The 20,940-nt window shown below is 62.5% G+C and carries 22 protein-coding genes; 5 read left to right on the forward strand and 17 right to left on the reverse strand.

The features are described from left to right. Positions 1–29: 29 nt before the first annotated feature. From CCK88_RS08080 to CCK88_RS08115, 8 genes are all read right to left on the reverse strand, one after another. Positions 30–497, reverse strand: coding sequence for a hypothetical protein (locus tag CCK88_RS08080; RefSeq protein ID WP_086469942.1), 468 nt, complete (start codon positions 495–497; stop codon positions 30–32). 103 nt (positions 498–600) lie between these two features. Next, positions 601–1,638: a CNNM domain-containing protein gene (locus CCK88_RS08085; RefSeq protein WP_086469943.1), complete on the reverse strand. Its 1,038-nt coding sequence runs from the start codon at positions 1,636–1,638 to the stop codon at positions 601–603. A gap of 3 nt (positions 1,639–1,641) precedes the next feature. Further along, positions 1,642–3,003, reverse strand: a complete 1,362-nt coding sequence (locus CCK88_RS08090; RefSeq protein ID WP_086469944.1) for a hemolysin family protein — start codon at positions 3,001–3,003, stop codon at positions 1,642–1,644. A gap of 9 nt (positions 3,004–3,012) precedes the next feature. Next, positions 3,013–3,666 (reverse strand): exopolysaccharide biosynthesis protein, encoded by a 654-nt coding sequence (locus tag CCK88_RS08095; protein ID WP_086469945.1) that lies wholly within the window; start codon positions 3,664–3,666, stop codon positions 3,013–3,015. Positions 3,667–3,757: 91 nt separating this feature from the next. Continuing rightward, entirely contained in the window at positions 3,758–4,477 is a 720-nt protein-coding gene (locus CCK88_RS08100; RefSeq protein WP_170926395.1) for a Bax inhibitor-1/YccA family protein, read from the reverse strand. Between the two features lie 12 nt (positions 4,478–4,489). After that, on the reverse strand, positions 4,490–5,242 hold the full coding sequence (locus CCK88_RS08105; RefSeq protein WP_086469946.1) for an anti-sigma factor family protein: 753 nt from the start codon (positions 5,240–5,242) through the stop codon (positions 4,490–4,492). Then, positions 5,232–5,750 (reverse strand): sigma-70 family RNA polymerase sigma factor, encoded by a 519-nt coding sequence (locus CCK88_RS08110; RefSeq protein WP_086469947.1) that lies wholly within the window; start codon positions 5,748–5,750, stop codon positions 5,232–5,234. The genes CCK88_RS08105 and CCK88_RS08110 overlap by 11 nt, the downstream gene beginning before the upstream one ends. A gap of 62 nt (positions 5,751–5,812) precedes the next feature. Beyond that, positions 5,813–6,118: a TM2 domain-containing protein gene (locus CCK88_RS08115; protein ID WP_086469948.1), complete on the reverse strand. Its 306-nt coding sequence runs from the start codon at positions 6,116–6,118 to the stop codon at positions 5,813–5,815. Between the two features lie 128 nt (positions 6,119–6,246). Between CCK88_RS08115 and pepT the strand changes: the two genes are divergently transcribed. Next, positions 6,247–7,476 (forward strand): peptidase T, encoded by a 1,230-nt coding sequence (gene pepT / locus CCK88_RS08120; RefSeq protein WP_086469949.1) that lies wholly within the window; start codon positions 6,247–6,249, stop codon positions 7,474–7,476. Positions 7,477–7,494: 18 nt separating this feature from the next. On the opposite strand, the gene CCK88_RS08125 is transcribed toward pepT, so the two are convergent. After that, complete coding sequence (locus CCK88_RS08125; RefSeq protein ID WP_086469950.1) at positions 7,495–8,004, reverse strand: hypothetical protein; 510 nt, start codon at positions 8,002–8,004, stop codon at positions 7,495–7,497. A 297-nt stretch (positions 8,005–8,301) separates the two neighbouring features. Then, positions 8,302–10,068 carry an alpha-amylase family glycosyl hydrolase gene (locus CCK88_RS08130; RefSeq protein ID WP_086469951.1) on the reverse strand — a complete coding sequence of 589 codons (1,767 nt, stop codon included), beginning with the start codon at positions 10,066–10,068 and terminating at the stop codon, positions 8,302–8,304. Between the two features lie 190 nt (positions 10,069–10,258). Between CCK88_RS08130 and CCK88_RS08135 the strand changes: the two genes are divergently transcribed. Continuing rightward, positions 10,259–10,447, forward strand: a complete 189-nt coding sequence (locus CCK88_RS08135; RefSeq protein ID WP_140048927.1) for a hypothetical protein — start codon at positions 10,259–10,261, stop codon at positions 10,445–10,447. Between the two features lie 179 nt (positions 10,448–10,626). On the opposite strand, the gene CCK88_RS08140 is transcribed toward CCK88_RS08135, so the two are convergent. Both CCK88_RS08140 and CCK88_RS08145 read right to left on the reverse strand, forming a co-directional pair. Continuing rightward, positions 10,627–11,511 carry an alpha/beta hydrolase family protein gene (locus tag CCK88_RS08140; RefSeq protein WP_086469953.1) on the reverse strand — a complete coding sequence of 295 codons (885 nt, stop codon included), beginning with the start codon at positions 11,509–11,511 and terminating at the stop codon, positions 10,627–10,629. A gap of 1 nt (position 11,512) precedes the next feature. Continuing rightward, a complete protein-coding gene (locus CCK88_RS08145; RefSeq protein ID WP_086469954.1) occupies positions 11,513–12,415 on the reverse strand; it encodes a hypothetical protein in 903 nt (300 codons plus the stop codon). 173 nt (positions 12,416–12,588) lie between these two features. Here CCK88_RS08145 and CCK88_RS08150 point away from each other — a divergent pair, with 173 nt between their 5' ends. Together CCK88_RS08150 and CCK88_RS08155 are read left to right on the forward strand one after the other, a co-directional pair. Further along, positions 12,589–13,710 (forward strand): NADH:flavin oxidoreductase/NADH oxidase, encoded by a 1,122-nt coding sequence (locus CCK88_RS08150; RefSeq protein ID WP_086469955.1) that lies wholly within the window; start codon positions 12,589–12,591, stop codon positions 13,708–13,710. Between the two features lie 106 nt (positions 13,711–13,816). Then, a complete protein-coding gene (locus tag CCK88_RS08155) occupies positions 13,817–14,248 on the forward strand; it encodes a hypothetical protein (RefSeq protein WP_086469956.1) in 432 nt (143 codons plus the stop codon). Positions 14,249–14,284: 36 nt separating this feature from the next. On the opposite strand, the gene CCK88_RS08160 is transcribed toward CCK88_RS08155, so the two are convergent. Both CCK88_RS08160 and CCK88_RS08165 read right to left on the reverse strand, forming a co-directional pair. Continuing rightward, positions 14,285–16,207, reverse strand: a complete 1,923-nt coding sequence (locus CCK88_RS08160) for a potassium transporter Kup (RefSeq protein WP_086469957.1) — start codon at positions 16,205–16,207, stop codon at positions 14,285–14,287. A gap of 156 nt (positions 16,208–16,363) precedes the next feature. After that, positions 16,364–16,978, reverse strand: coding sequence for an NADPH-dependent FMN reductase (locus CCK88_RS08165; protein WP_086469958.1), 615 nt, complete (start codon positions 16,976–16,978; stop codon positions 16,364–16,366). A gap of 312 nt (positions 16,979–17,290) precedes the next feature. Here CCK88_RS08165 and CCK88_RS08170 point away from each other — a divergent pair, with 312 nt between their 5' ends. Beyond that, the gene (locus tag CCK88_RS08170; RefSeq protein WP_086469959.1) at positions 17,291–17,617 is read left to right on the forward strand and encodes a hypothetical protein; all 327 of its coding nucleotides are present in this window, start codon (positions 17,291–17,293) and stop codon (positions 17,615–17,617) included. A gap of 29 nt (positions 17,618–17,646) precedes the next feature. Here CCK88_RS08170 and CCK88_RS08175 read toward each other — a convergent pair whose 3' ends face one another. The 3 genes from CCK88_RS08175 to CCK88_RS08185 all read right to left on the reverse strand — a co-directional run bounded on the left by CCK88_RS08175 (position 17,647) and on the right by CCK88_RS08185 (position 20,905). Next, positions 17,647–18,387 carry a pyridoxine 5'-phosphate synthase gene (locus tag CCK88_RS08175; protein WP_086469960.1) on the reverse strand — a complete coding sequence of 247 codons (741 nt, stop codon included), beginning with the start codon at positions 18,385–18,387 and terminating at the stop codon, positions 17,647–17,649. A gap of 171 nt (positions 18,388–18,558) precedes the next feature. Beyond that, positions 18,559–19,113 carry an acetolactate synthase small subunit gene (gene ilvN, locus CCK88_RS08180; RefSeq protein WP_086469961.1) on the reverse strand — a complete coding sequence of 185 codons (555 nt, stop codon included), beginning with the start codon at positions 19,111–19,113 and terminating at the stop codon, positions 18,559–18,561. A 22-nt stretch (positions 19,114–19,135) separates the two neighbouring features. Then, complete coding sequence (locus CCK88_RS08185; RefSeq protein ID WP_086469962.1) at positions 19,136–20,905, reverse strand: acetolactate synthase 3 large subunit; 1,770 nt, start codon at positions 20,903–20,905, stop codon at positions 19,136–19,138. Positions 20,906–20,940 lie beyond the last annotated feature (35 nt).

Below are 20,940 nucleotides of genomic sequence, written 5' to 3' on the forward strand. Positions count from 1 at the left end.
CGAGCTCCCAGCGCGAAGAATGCTGAGCGCTAGGTTCCTTGTGCCGGAAAAAATCGTCTGAACTCGCGCATTACGGCGTCGTCGGGGCCGGTCGAGAACAGGCTCAGCGGCACCAGCGCCATAAGCCCCCGAGCGTAACGGGCCCGTGGTGCCATGAAGACGGTCAGCACCTGGTACATCGCGCCCATCCAAGGCCGGAATTCCGGCGTCGCATCGGTCAGGAGCAGGCTGGTCTTCCCATTGCCCTCCCGCACCGACACCTGATCCCAACGCGCTGCGATGCCGTAGCCAACACTCTGAAATCGCAGCCCATTCTCGTCCATGGCGATGGAAGCGTTCCAGTATTCCACGCACATGACGATGGAGAGCATGGCCGGCAGCCCGAAAATGAAGACCGGCCACCAGGCGAGACCTTCAGCAATGAAGGTCGGCGTCACGCCTACCGCTATCCCGAGAATGAGAACCGGAAAGATCAGCGCGACAAGTCGCTTGGGCATTGGTTGATAATGCACGCTCTGGGTCCCTTCAGGTCATCGTCCACGGTGAGACGCCTTGCGTGCCGGAAACCTTGGTCCCGGCACGCTTGAGAAGCTGCCGGCCTTATCGACGACTGGCTTCAGCGACCAGCTCACCGCCGCGCGGCAGCAGCCGGCTGGTGATATCACCCAGCGTCACCAGCCCTGCCACCTTGCCGTCGAACAGCACCACGGCGAGCTGCACGCTTGCCTCCCGCATCTGCGCCAGCGCTTCATAGACCGGTGTGCGGGCATCCATCGAGACCGCCTTGCGCGCGATCTTGGCCGCAGGCACCCCGTCCCCGAGCATCAGCGTGTCACGCGCGTGCACAACCCGCAATTTCGACGGGTCGGCTCCCAACATCACGATCCGCATATGTCCCGAACTCTGGGCCATGGCGCGAACGTCGCCGATCGTTGCATCTGGCGCGACGGAAGCCAGCCGGTTGCCGACGGCTATGATGTCTCGAACAGGCATCGTCCCCAGGTCGATCAGTCCCGAAATCTGCTTCTGTACCTGCGGTTCGAGGGTACCGACCTTGGCAGAGTGCTCCACCAGCTGCCGGATCGTCGCCATGTCGCGTCCACCGACCGCGGCGCTCTCCACCGGTGTTACGCCGCTGGCGGCGACCAGCCTGTTGGCCACGCGGTTCACCCAGCCCAGCACCGGCCGGAGCGGCCAGATATAGGCACGCGCCATCAGCCCTATGGCCATGGCCGATCGCTCCGGGTTTGCGATGGCCCAGGACTTCGGCGCCATTTCCCCGACCACCAGATGGAGGAAGGTGACGAGGAAGATCGAGATCAGGAACGAGGCACTCCCCGCCAGGAATTCGGGCACGCCCAGCCCGATCAGGTTCGGCCCGATCCAGTAGTCGATGGCCGGCTTCGTGATCGCGCCGAGCGCGAAAGTACAGACGGTGATGCCCAGTTGCGCGCCGGCAAGCATCAGGGTGAGATCGTTCATCCCGCGCAGCGCCGCCCGCGCGGATGCACTGTGACTTGCCACGTCTTCTAGCCGATGCCGACGGGCGCCCATCAGCGCAAACTCGATGATCACGAAAAACGCGCTGAGCAGGATCAGGATTGCGGTGACGACAGTCACATAAAGAGGACCGGACATCGTTTACTCCGCGATTTCGATAAGCTGAACCCGGATCCGGGTCGGCACGTGGCGTTCGATCTTGAGCACGTCCAGTTTGAGGCGGCGTTCGGCTGGATTGTCGTCCACCACCTCGTCTGGGTCCTTCGGCAGCGCGACAGTGACGGTGTCTCCCACCGCAGGCAGTGCTCCAGCCTCCAGGATGAGCAGGCCGGCAATTGTTTCGACGTCCTCCTCCGGCAAGGTCCGGTCGAGCAGGCGTGCGACCTCGTCGAGATGCACGTCTCCATCCATGACCCAGACGGCGTCCGACTCCTGCACCACGGCGGCTTCACTGACGAGATCATGTTCGTCGGTGATTTCGCCCACGATCTCCATGGCGATGTCTTCCATCGTCAGCAGTCCGTCGAAACCGCCATATTCGTTGACGACGCAAGCCAGCTGCACATCGCCCGTATTCATCTGTTCCAGCGCATCCGGCAGGCTCATCAGGCTCGGAAGCACGAAGGCTGGCCGCATCACTGTCGTCACCGGTTCGCGCTGCGCGCTCTCGTCCAGCACCGACATCACATCTGGCAGGTGAACGACGCCGATGGGGGTCTCGCTCTCGTCGATGACAGGATAGCGCGTATGCGCCTTGGCCATCAGCTGCCGCACCTCGCCGACCGTTGTCTCGGGGCTCACCCAGTCGGCGCGGGACCGGGGCACCATGGCATGCGCTACGTCCTGCTCGGGAAAGTCGATGATGCGCTCCATCATGTGCGACAGTTCGACCGGCAGGTCACCGCTGTCTCGCGAATCCGAAATGATCCGCGGCAAGTCCTCAACCGACGCGCTGACATCCAGGTCGTGCACGGGCTCGATCCGCAGCATCCGCAGGAACAGGTTGGCGGACATATCGAAAAAGCTGATCAGCCATCCGAATACCCGCAGATAGACAAGCGTGGACACGGCCAGCGCCCGCGCCAGAGGGTCCGGGCTCGCGATGGCGAGGTTCTTGGGATAGAGCTCGCCGAAAATCATCTGCACGACCGTCGCGAATACCAGTGCGAGCGTCGTGCCCACCCCGATGCCGACTTCGGTGGGCACGCCAACGCCGCCCAGCAGCGTCCCCAGTGAAACACCCACCAGCGGCTCAGCGACGTACCCGACAAGCAGGCCGGTGACGGTGATTCCCAGCTGCGCGCCCGAGAGCATGAAGCTCGTGCGGTTTGTGACCGTCAGCGCCCGCTTGGCGTCGGCATCGCCACTTGCTGCCTGGGCTGCAAGTCGGGTGCGGTCGACCGCCATGTAGGCGAATTCCTGCGCGACGAAATATCCATTGGCCGCGATGATGGCCAGGATCACGATGATGCCCAGGAGAAGAAAAAGGATCGGTTCGAACATGGAAATTTCTTAGACGTGAAAAATGGTTGTGATGGCCAGCCACGCTGCATAGGCGAACGCGGCGATCACACCGGAAACAATGATGACGGACGCGACCGAAGTTGCCATGCCCAGGAGGATCCACACGCCGTCCCGCTCGATCATCCCGAGGGCGAAGATGCAGATGGCGATGGCCGGCAGCATGTTGCCGAGCGGGATGGGCAGGAACAGGATGATCGCCAGCAGCAGCGTGATGGCCCCCACCACGTATTCCAGGGGCGGCTTTGCCAGCACTTCCAGGCGCGGTCGCATGAGCTTTTCGGCCTTGCCCAGCCATGGGCCGACCTTGAGCACAACCTTTTCGAAGTCGCTTCTCGCAAAGGACCGGTCGGAAATGATCCGCGGAAGCCAGGGCGGACGCCCCAACATCAGCTGCGCCGCAAGGAAGATAAGCGGCGCACCGAGCACGCCGGAAACGCCCGGCGGCACGGGAATGGTGTTGGGAACCGCGAAGATGAACAGCATCGCTGCGATGGCGCGATGATCAAGTTCGGCAAGCAGGTCTCGGATGAAGATGCGCTCGCGTCCGGGCTGGGTCGCAATACGCAACAGGGTTGCCGAGAGACGATGGTCGTCAGGTGACGGCGCTTCGTCTCCGGCGAGACTTCGACTGGGGTCTGGCATGTGCTGGCTCAGAACCCCTCGTCGCGGCAGCCGGAACGATCGTCCGGCGGTTCTTTGACCACAGCCTCGTCCAACAACGGCATGACGCCCCCTATTCCTGCTGGCCGGTCAGGCTGAGCAGCATCTGGAAGATATTGATGAAGCTCAGATAAAGCGAGAGGGCACCGAAAACGGCGAGTTTCTGGTTCGCTTCCGCCCCGGCACTCTCGGCATACTGTTCCTTGATCGTCTGGGTATCCCAGGCCGTCAGGCCGAGAAACACGATGATGCCGATGATCGAAACCGAGAACTGCAGGACGCTCGAGCCCAGGAAGATGTTGACGACCGAGGCGATCACCACGCCGATCAGGCCCATGATCAGGAACGAGCCGAACTTGGTGAGGTCGGTCTTCGTCGTGTATCCATAAAGGCTCATCACGCCGAACATGGCGGCGGCGATGAAGAAAGTGCGCGCGATGCTGGCGCCGGTGAACACGAGGAAGATCGAGGCCATCGAAAGGCCCATTACCGCGCAGAACGCCCAGAACATCGCCTGCGCCGCGCCCGCCGAGATCGAATTGATCTTGAACGAGAAGAACAGCACGAAGGCCAGCGGTGCGAACATGATGACCCACTGAAGGGGCGAGGAGAAGATCGGCACGTAAAGCGCCGGTGTCGTCCCCACGAACCAGGCCACGAGGCCGGTGATCACAAGGCCCAGACCCATATAGTTGTAGACGCGCAGCATGTGCCGGCGCAGGCCCTCGTCGAAGGCTGCCCCGGACATGGTCGAAGCGGGATTGCTCCAGCGGAAGTTTGGCTGCGTAGCCATGGTGGTCTCCGTTCAGTAAAGCGTGGAAGCGAGTGCTTCCGCAGCGTGAAGAATTTCGGCAGGTTCCGCCCTGCCCACGAGGACATAGGCGATCTCGCCCATCTGCCAGTGCCCGAAGGCGCTCTGCTCATGTTGTGATGTGCTTGGCGCTATGACGGCAAAGTCGCCCGGCCGCGCCGCAAAGATCGACGCCCGCCCCAGCTCGCCGGCATCGATCGCCATTTCGACGCTGGGGCCGAAGCGCGAGGGATAAACCTGCACATCGGTGACGACCCAGTCGTCCGGCAGGGTTGGCATTACGATCGCGGTTGCGGACAGCAACTCGTCCCGGTCATAGTCGGGAGATTCCGGCTGCGAGATCATCACCGCCCGCACCTGGCTCACCGCATGTGCCTGTAGTGCGACTTCGACATAGTCCGGCACGCCGGGCTTCGACATCAGACCCGTCACGGCGCCGCCCAGCACCGCTCCGGATACGAGGAGGACACATGCGGCCATGCTCGGACGCAGCCGATGCAGCACCGCGCGGCGCAGCATCGCAGACTGAAGTTTGCGCGCCAACTCGCTGGTACGCGGGTTCGGTTGGTCTGTGTCGCTCGCTGCCGTCAGCCGCAGAGCGTGGCTGATCCTCAGATCCTCCATGACACGCGCCGCCAGCGCGGGTTCGCGCGCCAGGTGCGCCTCGACTGCGATCCGCCGCTTGGGCTCGAGCTGGTCATCGACGTAAAGGGCCAGGTCCTGGTCGGTGATCGGTTCAGTCGGCATCCGCGCCTCCCACGATACGCAAACGCCGGATGGGTTCCTGTTCCCGGTTGCGCAACGCCTGCCGCGCCCTCGAGACGCGGGACAGCACCGTACCCTCGGGAACGCCCAGCACCTGCGATGCTTCGGAATAGGTCAGACCCTCGACACCCACCAGATGCAGCGCCTCGCGCTGGTCGTCGGGCAGGTCGAGAAAAGCGCGCCGTACCTCGGAGAGCTGGGCAGCGTCCTCCTGGGCCGCGGGGGCGAAATCGGCCGCCGTAGCCGCAGTGCGCTCATGCCGCTCGCGAACCTGTTGCGAGCGGACGCCGTCGACAAAGACATTGTGGAGAATGGACATGAGCCAGGGCCGAAGCGGCTGCCCGGCGCGGAAGCTGGCTCTGCGGGCATAGGCCCGTGTCAGCGCCTCCTGCACCAGGTCCTCGGCATCCTGACCATTGCGGGTGAGGGCGAGCGCATAGCGCCGCAGATCGGCGATCGTCTCGGTAACCCTGGGGAGTTTGGCGCTCATGATGTCTCATATACGAGCGCGGCGCCAAACCCTTCCATCCGATCCAAAGATTTTTTCTTGGGCTACCTGCGGCCGAGCAGCCGGTCCGCGGTGCGATAGTTGCTGCCCGCCGCGATGCCGGGGATCAGCAGCGCATCAATCAGCCACCAGAGCCCGACAATGGCCCAGAGGAAGCTCAGGAAGCCGAAGCTGATGAGCGTCAGCAGCAGGATCACGCCCGAAAGCGCCAGCATGAACATACCGCTCAGCGGCCGGCCGAGATAAAAGCGGTGGGCGCCGACATAGCCAAGGAAAAACCACAGCAGGTAAGCCACCAGCAGCGACTTCTTCTCGATGTCGTATTGGGCATAGGCGCGGTCGTTGGTCATCAGCGTCTCCAGTTCCCGCCTTACATGGTCCCGCCTGCCCCCGCCTTCAAGACCTTGTGCCTGCTCGGCTATTGCGGGCTCTCGCACGCCGGCGCTATGGGTGTCCCCAGACTGATCCGGAGGCCCCCATGACTGATACCGTCCTCGACCGTTTCCTGCGCTATGTCGCCATCGACACCCAGTCCGACGCGGCTTCCGACACGCAGCCCTCCACCGAAAAGCAGAAAAACCTTGGCCGCCTGCTCGCCGCCGAACTGCAGGCCATTGGTCTGGCGGATGCGCATCTGGACGAACACGGCTATGTCTACGCCACCGTCCCGGCCAACACTGACAAGGACGTCCCCGTGATCTGCTTTTGCGCCCACATGGACACCGCGCCCGATTTCAGCGGCGCCAACGTCCAGCCGCGCATCGTCGAGAACTATGCCGGCGGCGACATCGTGCTCGGCAATTCCGGCCGCACCATCCGCGTCGCCGAACACCCCGAACTGGCCAACCAGCTGGGCAATGACATCGTCACGACCGACGGCACGACCCTGCTCGGCGCCGACGACAAGGCGGGCCTCGCCGAAATCGTCACCGCCGCTGAAATCCTCCTCAACGACACTACCATCCGCCACGGCACGATAAAACTCCTGTTCACGACCGACGAGGAGATCGGCCGCGGCGTCGACAAGGTGGATTTCGAAAAGCTCGGCGCCCGCTTCGCCTATACGCTGGATGGCGAAACTGCCGGCACGCTCGAGGATGAGACCTTCTCCGCCGATGCCCTCACGCTCGAGATCTCGGGAGTGGCCATGCATCCCGGTTTTGCCAAGGATCGCATGGAAAACGCCATCAAGATCGCTGGCGCCATCATTGCCCGCCTGCCCCGCGACGTCTCGCCCGAAGGCACGGAGGGCCGCGACGGCTTCGTGCATCCGGTCGATGTCACCGGCTCCATGGAAAAGGCCAGCATCAGCTTCATCGTGCGCGACTTCACCGAAGCGGGCCTCGCCCAGAAACACCGCATGGTCGAGGACATCGCCCGCGCCGTCCTCGCCGATTTCCCCGGCTCGTCCTTCACCGCCACGCGCCGCGAGCAGTATCGCAACATGAAGCAGGTGCTCGATCAGCACCCGGAAATCGTCGCCAACGCCGAGGAAGCCATCCGTCGCGCCGGCATGACCCCGGTTCGCGGCTCCATTCGTGGTGGCACCGATGGCTCGCGGCTGTCCTTCATGGGCCTGCCCTGCCCCAATATCTTCGCCGGCGGTCACGCCTTCCATTCGCCGCTCGAATGGGTCAGCCGCCAGGACATGGACAAGGCCGTCGCGACCATCGTCGAACTGGCCAAGGTGTGGGAGGAGCGCGCCTGACGGGCGCTCCGCCGGCCGCTACCAGGTCACCCAGACGTCGCCGACACCACTCTGCCACATCGCGGCGCCGCGGCCGGCGTCGATGATTGCCTGGATTTCCGGCGACGGCCTGAAATACTCCGTCCCGACCTTCTGGTAGGTCAGCTTGCCGTTCGCGTCGTAGGTCCGCGTCTCGCTCGATTTGTAGTTCACGCCGGGCACATCTGACGCCTTCTGCGTTTTCACCGTGCCATTGGCGAGCGCCTCCCGCAGTGCCGTCGCGCCCTCGGGATTGCGGCGTTCCGCGGCGCTCAGCAGCAGCATGGCCTGAAACTGCGGCCGGCGCGCCTCCAGTTCGGCCTCGCTATGGAGTGCCGTCAGGCCCTCGCCTTCCGGCGCCCCGATGGTTTTCTTCACCGCCGGATCGCTTTCAGCGGCAGGGACCGCGCTGCTTCCGCTGGCGCCGACACCCGGTCGGAGCAACGTCGCGGTATCGCTTATCACGCGCCAGGTCGATTGATTTTGAAGATCTGCGCCCGAGATGTTCATGAAATTCTCCCGACACCGGCAATCGAGCGATGGCGTCGCCCAAATCACTCGCAGTCCTACTTGCAATAGTGAGTCCGAAGGCAATTAAGGGAGTGTTAAACCGGCACGCGACGACGCCGACGGTCGCGATACAAAATTGTTTCGCATCAGAATTTTAATCAGACATTGCCGCTCGGAAACGGTCCCTTCGCCGCATGACCGTGCATCATGAAGACTTGGACCGCCACAGACTGTTCGCTCGGTATAATGCTGTCATACTGTCGAACGCTTGGCAGGACTGTCCTCTGAAGGCGCTGATCAGTTCGGCCCGCTCCATGCCACAGCACTCCATGCGCCCAGCCTCACCCGGGCGCCATGCTGCGCCACCGAGCCCGTGGTCACCACTTCGCCCGCCATCACGCACCCGATCTCGTCCGCCGTTGCCGACGCGTTAAGCACCATGGCCAGCGCTCCGCCCTCGAAGATCCAGCGCACATGGATGGCGTTGCCGCTGCGGCTGCTCTTGGCGTCGAGGCACTTCGTGGCCAGCAGCGGCCACACATGCTGTCTCCGCCACGCCGCAAGCTGGCGGAAGCGCTCGAGCGCGGGCCGTGTCGTCGGCCCGTCGAGCACCGCCCAGTCGAGCCGCGCACTTTCGAAAGTCTCGACGGCATTCGGATCGGGGAGTGTGCCGTTCTCGACCGGCTGCTCGAAGATTTCGCGCATCTGCCGGTACCGGTCTTCCCGCTTGGGTGCGGCGGCATCCTCCGGCAGGTCGAAGAAATAGGGGAAAGGCGAGCGCACCTGTGCTTCCTCGCCCATGAACAGCAGGGGGATCTGCGGCGCCATAATCGTCACGAAATGGAGGAAGTCGAGCCGCTGCGGATCAACGCGCGACGCCAGGCGCTTGCTGTCGGCACGGTTGCCGATCTGGTCGTGGTTCTGCACGAAGGACACGAATGCCTCAGGCGGCAGGCGGCTCGCCGGCTCCCCACGCGTCGTGCCGTCGCTTTCCCCCTCCGCCTCGCCGTCATGCACAAAGCCGTCGGCCAGCGCCTTTTCCAGATCGGCGACCGGATCGACATCGGCATCGTCATAGCCCTGGCGCTCTTCGCCGGTCACCAGGTGATGCAGGACATGGTGGATATCGTCGTTCCACTGCGCGGTAAAATCCACCGGCTCGTCACCGGGGTCGCGGGTCAGCCACGATGCGCAGTTGTCCATGTTTTCGAGGATCAGCTTGGCATGCCCCTTGGCATCGCGCGCCACCTTGGCCAGGTCCCCCAGGAAGCGATCGCGATCCTCGGTCTTCATTTCATGCACCGCATCGAACCGCAGGCCGTCGAAGTCGAACTCGTCGAGCCACATGCGGGTGTTTTCGTAATAGAACTGCCGCACCATCTCCTGCGTGAAGTCGATCCCGGTACCCCACGGCGTTTCGACACTGTCGTCGAACCATTCCGGCGTGTGCTTGTCGATGAAGTTGCCGACGTCGCCGAAGTGGTTGTAGACCACGTCGAGGATCATGCAGAGCCCCAGCTCATGCGCCCGGTCGACGAGGCTGCGCAGCGCTTCCCTTGTGCCATAGGTCTCATCGGGGGCGAACACCAAGGTCCCGTCATACCCCCAGTTGCGCGTGCCGGGAAAATCGTTGATCGGCATGATTTCGAGCGCGGTGTAGCCGGCATCCCGGAAGTATTCGAGCCGCTTTTCGAGGCCTTCAAAAGTTCCCTCTGGCGAGACTGTGCCGACATGCACTTCGCAGATGATGGTTTCCGACCACGGGCGCAGCGGCTGCGTGCGGCCGCTGGGAACCAGTGGCGCGCACACGATGCTCCACCCTGCACTGTCACCGTCCTGGAAGCGCGATGCTGGGTCTGGGAACTCGAGCGCGCCGATACGGAACTTGTATCGCGTCCCCGGACCGCATTGCGTTGCCCGTCCGGCCCACCACCCATCCGCATCTCTCACGAGAGCCACGCTCTCCCTGTCGGGAAAGATGACGTCGACTGCCTCGGCGCCCGGCGACCAGAACCGGAAATGGGTGAATTCGCCGTCGAGCAGAGGACCGAAAAGTGGTGTCATGGAATGGTACCGGATAGAGACGCACCGCTCAACGGAACTCGAACACCATCGTTCCTTGCCGGTGATCCAGCTTCTTTTGCGGAGCAAAATTCCGGCGCTTTGGCGCGCGATACGTTAGCGTATACATCGGTGATTCACGGCACCCGCCGCTCAAATCCAGCCAAGCATGAAACCCGGGACCAGCAAAACCATGCCCAGTGATCCGTCGACCCTCATCGCACTCGGCATCGGCGCGGCCATTCTGCTCTGGCTTGTCTTCTCGGTCATGAAGAAGCTGTTCGGCCTGGCCATCATCGCCGCCATCGCCTTCGGCGCCTATATGGTCTGGACCAATCCGGAATTGCTCCGTCAGGCCATGGCCATGGTCGGCATGCGCTAGAGCGTCGCGCGTTTGACCTGAGGCGTCTCGCCCCTCCGCCTCCGTCACCACCGGTCCCTGCTCGGTGGTCCATGCTCAGCAAGGTGGATTGCCGGACGAGCCGGGCAATGACGGCGCGGTTGAGTTCTTGAAACGCCTGATCGACTTGAGACGTACAACGCTCTGGGCGGCGCCCTGCCCTAGCGGAGCCAGGCGTCGAAGAACCGGATGACCGCAGCCCGCATCGTAGCGGTTTCCTGGTGGCCCACCCCCGCTTCGCTGAGGAATTCCAGCCGCCCGGGATGCGCGGCATAGACTGGTCGCAGTTCCGCCATGGCCGCGGCGACAGCCGCTGGCGGGCTGAGGTGGTCGGCCTCACCCACGCAGATCAGTTGCGGCCGCGGCGCGATCAGCGCCGCAATGCTCCCGCCGTCAGCTTCTTTCAGCAATCCGGGTACTGTTAGGTAGATCCCGTGCCCATCATGGGCTCCAAGCGCGATCATGGTGCGGAAGTCGGCGAAGCAGCATAGATGCGCCACGGCGGCGATCCTGGTGTCGATGGCGGCCAGCCAGTAGCTCAGCACGCACCCCATGGATATCCCGAAGGCGCCGATCCGTGCACCATCCACATCCGCGCGGCCGGCAAGATAGGTAAGGGCTGCAGCGTGGTCGCTCAACATGTCGCCAAACAGCGACTTGCCTTCCCATAGCAGCGCCTTGGCCGCGAAACTCTCGCTCACCGTGGCACGCTCACCGAAGACCGGCATGTCGATCGCCAGTGTGACATACCCTTCCCGGGCGAAAACCGGGCCCAGCGGGTCCAGCAGATATTCGCGGCCATCCAGCAATTCGCGCGCGCCGATGGCGTAGCCGCCGCCATGCGAATGTCCGTAAAGAATGGCCGGCATTGGGCCTGTCGCGTCGGCGGGCCGCGTCAGAATTCCGCGCACGTCCCTGCCGCCAATACGCAGCCGCAGATGCTCGACCACATGATCGTCCATCCGCTCCGTCTGGGACGCGACCAGTTCGACCGGGCGGGTTTCGAAACCCAGCAAGTCGCGGAACCGCTCTGGCGTAATGCTCATGTCAGGCGCTCTTGCTTGCGGGTCGCTGGCCCACCCAGTTGTTGAAGCGCGCCAGCGCCAGCCCGAAGACGATCAGGAGAATGCCGCCGCCCACGATTGAAACCGGCTGCGCGCCGAGCACCATGAACCACTGGGTGAAGAAATGGATGGCGCCGAACACCGCGACGCTGTTGACCACCCAGCGCCTGTTGGCAAACACCGCCCAGGCGCCGAAAGCCAGGAGCGCAAGGGCCCAGGCGACGGAGAACGCCACTGCGTTGACGCCCAGATTGTCGTCACCGAAAACCGAGCCGGCGAGAAAAGCCACGTTGACCAGCACGATGCCGACACGCATCGCGATAATGGCCAGCCGCTCATGCTCGGGCGCCAGCCGCAGCGACAGGATATAGAGTCCGAGTACTAGCGCCGAAAGCGCGACAATGACCACGACCAGGAAATGGTTTGGTGGCCAGATTTCTGGATCGAAGGTGATGGTGACGGCAAACCCGATGACGGCAAGGCCTGCCAGCAGGCCCGACCGCGCGAGCACTGCGCTCGCCGCCAGGCCCAGCGTCATCCCGACACGCACCGGCCAGTGTTCGCCGTAAAGCCCGCCAATTCCCGCGCAGAGCGCCAGGGCGCCTATGACGATGATGATCTGGGCGAAGAGCTGCATGCGTGCAAAGCCCTGAAGCCGGATGAAGAGACCCGTCCCGAACAGCAGGACGCCGAGCGCGACCACCGTTTCGAGTGCTGGCAACAGGGCGACCACGCCGCATGCCACGGCGGTGGCGCCGAGCGCGAACAGCACATTGGCGCCGAGGGCGCCGGTATCGGCAGCCGCAAAGCCCTTGAGACGCTCCGCTTCGGCCGGCGTGATCTGGCCGGACCGGACCAGCGCGTCGAGGTCGAGCGTAACCTTCATGTTTTCATCTCCATGCCCTCGCCGGAACGCTACTGCAAGCTGGCGATTCTGCCCATCCGCGCCACCCGATGCGCCTGCCGCAAGGCAGCCGCCAACCATCGGCACTTGCCGATGAAAGGCAAAAGTTGCATGTAGGGCGCCTCGACTGCAGCATTTCCTGCCAAGGAACTTTTATGTCCAAGCTATTCACGCCGGTTACCCTGCGCGGCCTCACCCTGCGCAATCGCGCCGTCGTCGCCCCCATGTGCCAGTATTCGTCCATCGACGGCTTTGCCAACGACTGGCACTTCGTCCACCTCGGCCGCTTTGCTTTGGGCGGCTTCGGCCTCGTTATTCTCGAAGCCAGTGGTGTCGTCGCGGAGGGACGCATCTCCTATGGCGACCTTGGCATCTGGAAGGACGAGCATATCGCCCCCCTCGCCCGCATCGTCGACTTCCTCCACGAACACGGAAGCGCCGCCGGCATCCAGCTGGCCCATGCGGGCCGCAAGGCGTCGACGCCGGTATCCTGGCGCGGTCCGGCCGATCTGGAGACCGAAGAGCAGCGCCGCGCCGCCGGCTATGAACACTGGCAGCCCGTCGCTCCCAGCGCCCAGTCGCATGATCCCAACGATCCCGACTTCCAGGTGCCGACTGCCCTCGACGCAGCCGGCATCAAGCATGTCATCGACGGTTTCGTCGCTGCTGCGGTCAGGGCCGAAAAGGCCGGCTTCGACACGGTCGAGATCCACGCCGCACACGGCTACCTCCTCAACCAGTTCCTCAGCCCGCTCTCCAATCACCGCACCGACGAGTATGGCGGCAGTCTCGAAAACCGCATGCGTCTGGTCCTCGAGATCACGGAGGCCGTGCGCGCCGTCTGGCCGGCTGACAAGCCGCTCCTTGCCCGTCTGTCGGTCAGCGACAACGCGCCGGGCGGCTGGACGCCGGAAGATAGCGTGGTCCTGGCCCGCGAACTGAAGGCCCGTGGCGTTGATGCCATCGATTGCTCCAGCGGTGGCCTTGCGCAGGGGCGCATCACTTCTGCGGCCGCCTACCAGGTGCCATTCGCCAAGGCGGTCCGCGAGGGTGCCGATATCCCGACGATGGCGGTGGGCCTCCTCGGCGACGTCGCTGCTGCCGAAGCGATCCTCGAAAACGGCGAAGCCGACTTCATCGCCCTCGCCCGTGGTGCCCTCGACGATCCCAACTGGGCCGCCCATGCCGCCCGCGTGCTCGACGGCGACTATGCCCTCTGGCCGATACAGGCCCGCCGCGTTGCCGGCCGGGACCAGGTTCTCGGCATCCGGGACTGAACTCCGACCATTGCACTGGGCGGACGCAATTCCGCCCAGTTCGCACGGTCACCCTTGTGCCTTGCGTCGCCATAAGCCGGCGAGGCAGGCAAAAGGGAGAATTGCCATGGACACCAAAGCCGCCGTCTTTGCCCTCATGACCATCTGGGGCGTAGGTGCCTGTGCAAGCGTGCCGGCCATGGCGCAGGATGCCGACCCCGCCGCCGAGGAGGGAGAGGCTTCCGAAGCCAATCCTCTCCTCAATCGGATCTGGGTCAAGCAGGGCAGCGACACCGACATGCCCGGCGTCATGCACATCTTCCTCTCGGACGGCACCCTGGTCTCCGACAGTTGCTGGGAAACCTATCGCCTTTCGAAGTGGGAACAGCTCTCGGACACCGAAATCTCGTGGGACGAGGATGGCATGACGATCAGCGCCGACATCATGTCCGTCACCGCCGACGAGCTGGTCCTCAACCTCAAGCTGGTGGGTGGCGCTGAAGAACAGCGCTTTGCTCCGGCCGAAGTACCCTATGTTTGCCCCGACCTGCCGAGATGAGACTCCAAATGCTAGCAATGTGCTAGCAAATTGCTCCTAGATGACAACCTGCGTACCAATTTCGACGACGCGACCGGTCGGAATGTGGAAATACTCCGTCGCATCGCTGGCATTTCGCGCAAGACGGATAAAAACCCTGTCCTGCCAGAACCTTAGCGGACCGGACTTCTGTCCGAGCTTCAACGAGCGTCGCGACAGGAAGAACGAAGTCGACATGATGTCGAACTTCCAGCCGAGCTTGCGGGCAAGGGCCAAGGCCTTGGGAATGTTGGGTTCTTCCATGAAACCGAAGGTCACGACCACACGGAAGAACAGCTCGTTATAGGCGTCGATGGTCACCTTTTCGTCGTCCGGCACGCGCGGCGAGGTCGAAGTCCGCACCGTCAGAATGACGTTCTGCTCGTGTAAGACCTTGTAATGCTTGAGAGAATGGAGCAAGGCCGTCGGCGCACCCTCGACGTCGGAGGTCAGGAAAATCGCCGTTCCAGGCACCGTCGTCGGCTTTTTCTTCGACAGATTTTCCACCAGGAACTCCAGCGGAACCTCGTCCCGGCGCGTCTTTTCCGCCAACCGCCGGCGGCCCGCCATCCAGCTCCACATCAGCAGAGCACCCGCGATGGCGACCGCCGCCGGCACCCAGCCGCCCTGGAAAAGTTTGGCCACATTGGCCGCAAAGAACGATCCGTCGATCACCGCGAAGATGATACCGAAGGCGATGACGGCGGCCGGATGCCACTTCCAGTGCCGCCACATCACCACCAGCAGCAGTGCCAGCGTCACGATCATCACGCCCGACACAGCAATGCCGTAAGCATTTGACAATGCATCGGAACTTCCGAATGCAGCGACCAGGATAAGAACGCCGATCATCAGCAGGGTGTTGATCTGCGGCATGTAGATCTGCCCGCTCTGCGTCGCCGAAGTATGGTGGACGACCATGCGCGGCAGCATGTTGAGCGCGATGGCCTGCTGCGTCAGGCTATAAGCCCCGGTGATCACCGCCTGGCTGGCGATGATGGTGGCCAGCGTCGCCAGAATGACGAAGGGCAACAGCGCCCATTCCGGCTGCATCTGGAAGAAGGGACTCGCGACGTTTTCGGGCCCCATCTGCAGGACGTAGGCGCCCTGGCCGAAATAGTTCAGCAGCAGTGCCGGGAACACGAGCCCAAACCAGGCCAGCACGATCGGCTTACGCCCAAAATGCCCCAAGTCGACATAGAGCGCCTCGGCTCCGGTGACGGCCAGGAACACGGCGCCCATCACCACGAAGGCGATACCGAAATGGGTAAAGAGAAAACTGAAACCCAGCAAGGGGTTGAGAGCCAGCAACACCTCTGGATAAGCGACGATGTGGACAAGCCCAGATATTCCGAGCACGAGAAACCAGATGGCGGTGATGGGCCCGAAGACGATGGAGACCTTTGCCGTTCCGAACCTCTGCACCGCAAAAACGCCGATGATGATGAGGAGTGTGATCGGCACGACCCAACGGGTCATTCCAGGCGCAACAAGCTCCACGCCTTCTACTGCAGACAGCACCGAGATGGCGGGCGTAAGCAGGGCGTCGCCGTAGAACAGCGCTGCGCCGAGCACACCCAGCGCCGTTATCCACAGCGGCGGGTTGGTGAACGTCTTGCGCGCGAGGGCCATGAGGCTGAGCGTGCCCCCTTCCCCGTTATTGTCCGCACGGGTCACGAAGAAAACGTACTTGACCGCGACTGTCAGGGTCAGCGCCCAGACGATCAGCGACAACAAGCCCAAAATCTCGACGTCGGACGACGCTGCGCCCGGTCGAACGTGGGTCGCCTGTCTGAACGCATAGATGGGACTGGTGCCGATATCGCCGTAGACGACACCGATCGCTCCCAGGGTCAGGATGGGGAGAGAGGTTTTTTCGTGGCTGGCCTGGTGGGTCGCTACGTTACCGGTCGACTGACCGGCATTTTCCGTATGCGTCATGAGCTTTTGGGCTCTCGCTGGTGAAGGCGGGCGCCGCTATACACCCGCTCATGATCACAAACAACACCCGCGTCTCGGAATAGTTCAAAAGCAGTCAGGGGCCGGCCGTATCCGGACGACCCCTGACTGGCAAACGAGGACTTGGAGGTCTTCGTATTATTCAGCAGCCTTGGCGGCCGCTGCGTCGTCGGCACGGGCGGCCTTGGTGGCCTGACCCCACCAGATGATCTGGTCGAGCATGTCCTTGGCCGAGGAACCGATCGAGCCTTCGATCTCGCTCATCGGCTTGTTCTGTTGGCCGAGCGGGTGCACGGCGAAGAAGTCTGCGCCGCCGATATGCACGGCCGAGCGGGTCGAAACCATCTGCAACTCGACGCCGATGCCACGCAGGTGCTCAGCAGCGCGGGCCGCGCCGACTGTGCCGTAGCCCACGATGCCGAACGGCTTCTTGTTCCACTCGTTGTAGGCCTGATCGAGGGCGTTCTTCAGCGCGCCGGTGATCGAACGGTTGTACTCGGCAACGACGAAAATAAAGCCGTCGAACTCTCCGACCTTCTTCTGCCAGGCAACAGCCTTCTCGTTGCTCGACGGCATCCACAGGTTGGAAGCCATTTCGTCGAAGAACGGCAGGTCGAAATCGCGCAGGTCGACAATCTCGGCCTGGATTTCAGGGCGTTCGTTTGCCTTGTCGACGATCCACTTGGCGGGAACTTCGCCAAAACGGGTGGGACGGGTGGACGAGATGACAACGCCGATCTTGAGCTTGGACATTTGGGTGCCCTCCTTGGTAACAAATCGTAACTGAGGCGATATATGTGCCTGTCACCCAAACCCTCAAGAGGGCACGCCAGTGTCAGCCGGACACAACGGCGTACCTCAGGAACACAAATGTAAGTATAGGAAAACGCGCAGTTTTCAGCGGTTTTGGGACGATGGAAATCCATCGAGGGCTAAACTTATCCTCGGCTGCAACGGACTGTTCGAAACGCCGTAACAATGCCCACCAGCCTTCGATGGGCTCACCTTGACGCCCTCGAAAACCCGGAATACGCCACTGCATGTGGGGTTACTTGGAGGGACAAGATGAAAATCGCACGAATCGCGCTCGCAACTGCATTGTTTGCTTTCGGCGTCAGTTCAGTAAATGCACTCGACCGACGCGTACGGATAAACAACTACACGTCATATGACATCATCGAGTTCTATGCATCTCACACCGATGCCTCGAACTGGCAGGAAGACATACTCGGTAGAGACATCCTACCTGCAGGAAGCAGCGTGATGATCAATATCGACGATGGCACCGGATACTGCGTTTTCGACTTCAAGGCTGTGTTTGAAGACGGCGAAGAACTGGAAAAATACGGCAATAACGTCTGCGAATTAGCCGAGTTCAACTATACGGAATGAACAAGGGAGGGCGCCGAAAGGCGCCCTTTTCATCTGAGCACAGCATTGTACGCCCGCACCGCTTGCGCAAAACCGACAAGCAGAGCCTCGGCTGTTAGGCCGTGCCCGATGGACACTTCAGCTACGCCTGGAACCGCAAGCTGGAAGGCGGGAAGATTTTCGAGAGTGAGGTCGTGACCGGCATTGACCTCGAGACCGATTGAAAGCGCCGCCGCAGCGGTCTCGGCCAGCGCGACCAATTCGGCCTGCGCACGCACTGGATCGCCATAGCAGGCGCCATAGGGACCGGTGAACAGTTCCACTCGTTCCGCGCCGGTCGCTTTGGCTGCAGTCACGCCCCCAAGCCCTGCATCGGGATCGCAGAACAGCGAAACGCGACGATCCCCACGCTGCAAAAGCTGCACGACCGAAGTCAAAAAATCGCCTTGGCCCAGGAAATCCCAGCCGTGATCGGACGTCGCCTGTGCCGGATCGTCGGGCACCAACGTAACCTGCTGCGGATTGACGTCTTCTATGAGGTCGAGGAAATCGTCGCTGGGATAGCCCTCGATGTTGAATTCGGCCTCCGGATAGACGTCGCGCAGCAGAGCGCTCAGCTCATACACATCCGTGCGGCGAATGTGCCGTTCGTCAGGCCGTGGATGCACGGTAATGCCGTTGGCACCGGCATCCATGACTACGCGCGCAATTCCCGTGACGCTCGGCCACGGCAGGTCCCGGCGGTTCCGCAGCTGGGCGACGGCGTTGAGATTGACTGAGAGAAGCGTCATGGCATGTATCCGAAAGAACCGGATGAGCCATTACACGAAACTTGCGGCAAGGCCCAATCGAACCTTGTGATGATGCCGATCAATCTGCGCAAGGCGGCGCATGCGTCGAACCCGGCAGAATGCGGCCGGAGCGAAGTCGCCCGACCGCCTGTTTTTTCAGCTCTGAGGCTTTTACATACCTTCAGGTCCGCGGGAAATTGCGGCGAGCCCGGTGCGGACCACTTCAACCAATCCGAGCGGCTGCATCAGGGCGATGAAACTGTCGACCTTCGATGGCTTGCCGGTCACCTCGAACACGAAGCTCTCGACCGTCGCATCCACGATCTGCGCACGGAAGGCGTCGGCGAGGCGCAGGGTCTCCGCGCGATGTTCGCCACTGCCCTTGACCTTGATCAGCGCCAATTCACGCTCGAGAAAGGCACCTTCGGCCGTTAGGTCATGCACGCGATGGACGGGCACGAGGCGCTCCAGTTGCGTCTTGATCTGAACCAGAACCTTCGGCGTGGCGACCACAACAACAGTGATGCGACTAAGTCGCCGATCATGTTCGGTCTCACTGACAGTCAGGCTCTCGATATTGTAGCCGCGGGCGGAAAAGAGGCCCACGACGCGAGCGAGAATGCCTGGCTCGTTGTCGACGAGAACGGAAAGCGTGTGACGTTCCGCCTGCTGGGTTTCCTGGGTGAGGAAATAAGCCGAACCTGTCGGCTGCAAATGTGCGTTCATGGCAATGCTCCGCAACCGGCCACTAGACCAGTTGGCGTCCCTTCTCGTCGATGATGTCGCCGATATTGGCGGTATCGGGCAGGATGATCTCGTTGTGCGGTTTGCCTGACGGGATCATCGGCAGGCAGTTTTCATCTTTCTCGACGATGACGTCGAACAGGACCGGGCCGTCATAGTCCATCATCTCGGCGATGGCGGCGTCCAGCTCTGCAGGGTTCTCGCAACGGATACCCTTGCCGCCATAGGCTTCGGCCAGCTTGACGAAGTCCGGCAGCGATTCCGAGTAGGAATGCGCGTAGCGCGAACCATGCAGCAGATCCTGCCACTGGCGGACCATGCCCATGCGTTCGTTGTTGAGGATGAAGATCTTGATCGGCAGCCGATACTGAACCGCCGTGGACATTTCCTGCATGGTCATCTGCACCGACGCTTCACCGGCGATGTCGATCACCAGCGCATCGGGATGAGCGACCTGCACCCCGACGGCAGCGGGCAGGCCATAGCCCATCGTGCCCAGGCCACCCGACGTCATCCAGCGATTGGGCTTGTCGAAGTGGAAATGCTGCGCGGCCCACATCTGGTGCTGGCCAACCTCGGTCGTGATGTAAACGTCCTTGCCCTGCTTCTTCGTCGCCTCGTAAAGGCGCTGGATCGCCCATTGCGGCTTGATGACGGTGTCCGAATTCTTGAAGTTCAGAGAGCCGACGTCGCGCCACTGGGAAATCTGCTTCCACCAGCCGGAAATGGCTTCGGTCCGCGGCTCATTGGTCCGGCTGCGCCAGATCCGGATCATTTCTTCCAGAACCCTGCCGCAATCGCCGATGATCGGCACATGCACCTGCACGACCTTGTTGATCGATGACGGGTCGATATCGACGTGGATCTTCTTGCTGTCGGGCGAGAAGGCATCGATACGGCCTGTGATACGGTCGTCGAAACGCGCACCGATATTGATCATGACGTCGCAGTCATGCATGGCCATGTTGGCCTCGTAGGTGCCGTGCATACCCAGCATGCCCATCCACTGCGGATTGGATGCCGGGAAGGCGCCGAGCCCCATCAGAGTCGAGGTGACGGGGAATCCCGTCAGTTCAGCCAGCTCCCGCAGGCTCTCCGAAGCCTCGGGACCCGCATTGATCACGCCGCCGCCCGTGTAGAAGATCGGGCGCTCGGCATTGAGCATAAGATCGACGGCCGCTTCAATCGCCGCCAGATCACCATCAACCTGTGGACGGTAGGACTGGTGGCGCAGCGTGTCGGCGTCGGGGCGATAATACTCGCCGACAGCGAACTGCACGTCCTTGGGTATGTCGATGACCACGGGGCCGGGGCGACCGGTCGTGGCGATCAGGAAGGCCTCATGCAGGATTCGCGGAAGATCCTGCACGGACTTCACGAGATAATTGTGCTTGGTACAGGAGCGCGTGATGCCGACGGTATCGCATTCCTGGAACGCGTCGGTGCCGATCAGCGTCGTCGGGACCTGGGCAGTGATGCAGATCAGCGGGATCGAGTCGAGCAGCGCGTCGGTGAGACCGGTAACGGCGTTGGTCGCACCCGGACCCGACGTCACCAGCACCACGCCAGGCTTGCCGGTGGAACGCGCATAACCTTCCGCCATGTGCGTTGCGCCCTGCTCATGCCGCACCAGGATGTGCTTGACGAAATCCTGCTGGAACATCGCGTCGTAGATCGGCAGGGCAGCGCCGCCCGGATAGCCGAACATATGCTCCACACCCTGATCCGTCAGCGCCTGGATCACCATTTCCGCGCCGGTCATTTTCTCGGCCATTTGCGCTCTTCCTATTTCTTCGGGGCCCGCCGTAC

The organism is Devosia lucknowensis, assembly GCF_900177655.1.
GTDB lineage: Bacteria > Pseudomonadota > Alphaproteobacteria > Rhizobiales > Devosiaceae > Devosia > Devosia lucknowensis.

Coding starts and splice junctions, on each gene's coding strand:
- ilvN (WP_086469961.1), bottom strand. CDS start 19,113: ATGAACGCACATTTGCAGCCGACAGGTTCGGCTTATTTCCTCACCCAG.
- CCK88_RS08185 (WP_086469962.1), bottom strand. CDS start 20,905: ATGGCCGAGAAAATGACCGGCGCGGAAATGGTGATCCAGGCGCTGACG.
- CCK88_RS08100 (WP_170926395.1), bottom strand. CDS start 4,477: ATGGCTACGCAGCCAAACTTCCGCTGGAGCAATCCCGCTTCGACCATG.
- pepT (WP_086469949.1), top strand. CDS start 6,247: ATGACTGATACCGTCCTCGACCGTTTCCTGCGCTATGTCGCCATCGAC.
- CCK88_RS08165 (WP_086469958.1), bottom strand. CDS start 16,978: ATGTCCAAGCTCAAGATCGGCGTTGTCATCTCGTCCACCCGTCCCACC.
- CCK88_RS08160 (WP_086469957.1), bottom strand. CDS start 16,207: ATGACGCATACGGAAAATGCCGGTCAGTCGACCGGTAACGTAGCGACC.
- CCK88_RS08085 (WP_086469943.1), bottom strand. CDS start 1,638: ATGTCCGGTCCTCTTTATGTGACTGTCGTCACCGCAATCCTGATCCTG.
- CCK88_RS08105 (WP_086469946.1), bottom strand. CDS start 5,242: ATGCCGACTGAACCGATCACCGACCAGGACCTGGCCCTTTACGTCGAT.
- CCK88_RS08145 (WP_086469954.1), bottom strand. CDS start 12,415: ATGAAGGTTACGCTCGACCTCGACGCGCTGGTCCGGTCCGGCCAGATC.
- CCK88_RS08150 (WP_086469955.1), top strand. CDS start 12,589: ATGTCCAAGCTATTCACGCCGGTTACCCTGCGCGGCCTCACCCTGCGC.
- CCK88_RS08130 (WP_086469951.1), bottom strand. CDS start 10,068: ATGACACCACTTTTCGGTCCTCTGCTCGACGGCGAATTCACCCATTTC.
- CCK88_RS08155 (WP_086469956.1), top strand. CDS start 13,817: ATGGACACCAAAGCCGCCGTCTTTGCCCTCATGACCATCTGGGGCGTA.
- CCK88_RS08175 (WP_086469960.1), bottom strand. CDS start 18,387: ATGACGCTTCTCTCAGTCAATCTCAACGCCGTCGCCCAGCTGCGGAAC.
- CCK88_RS08135 (WP_140048927.1), top strand. CDS start 10,259: ATGCCCAGTGATCCGTCGACCCTCATCGCACTCGGCATCGGCGCGGCC.
- CCK88_RS08110 (WP_086469947.1), bottom strand. CDS start 5,750: ATGAGCGCCAAACTCCCCAGGGTTACCGAGACGATCGCCGATCTGCGG.
- CCK88_RS08115 (WP_086469948.1), bottom strand. CDS start 6,118: ATGACCAACGACCGCGCCTATGCCCAATACGACATCGAGAAGAAGTCG.
- CCK88_RS08080 (WP_086469942.1), bottom strand. CDS start 497: ATGCCCAAGCGACTTGTCGCGCTGATCTTTCCGGTTCTCATTCTCGGG.
- CCK88_RS08095 (WP_086469945.1), bottom strand. CDS start 3,666: ATGCCAGACCCCAGTCGAAGTCTCGCCGGAGACGAAGCGCCGTCACCT.
- CCK88_RS08090 (WP_086469944.1), bottom strand. CDS start 3,003: ATGTTCGAACCGATCCTTTTTCTTCTCCTGGGCATCATCGTGATCCTG.
- CCK88_RS08140 (WP_086469953.1), bottom strand. CDS start 11,511: ATGAGCATTACGCCAGAGCGGTTCCGCGACTTGCTGGGTTTCGAAACC.
- CCK88_RS08125 (WP_086469950.1), bottom strand. CDS start 8,004: ATGAACATCTCGGGCGCAGATCTTCAAAATCAATCGACCTGGCGCGTG.
- CCK88_RS08170 (WP_086469959.1), top strand. CDS start 17,291: ATGAAAATCGCACGAATCGCGCTCGCAACTGCATTGTTTGCTTTCGGC.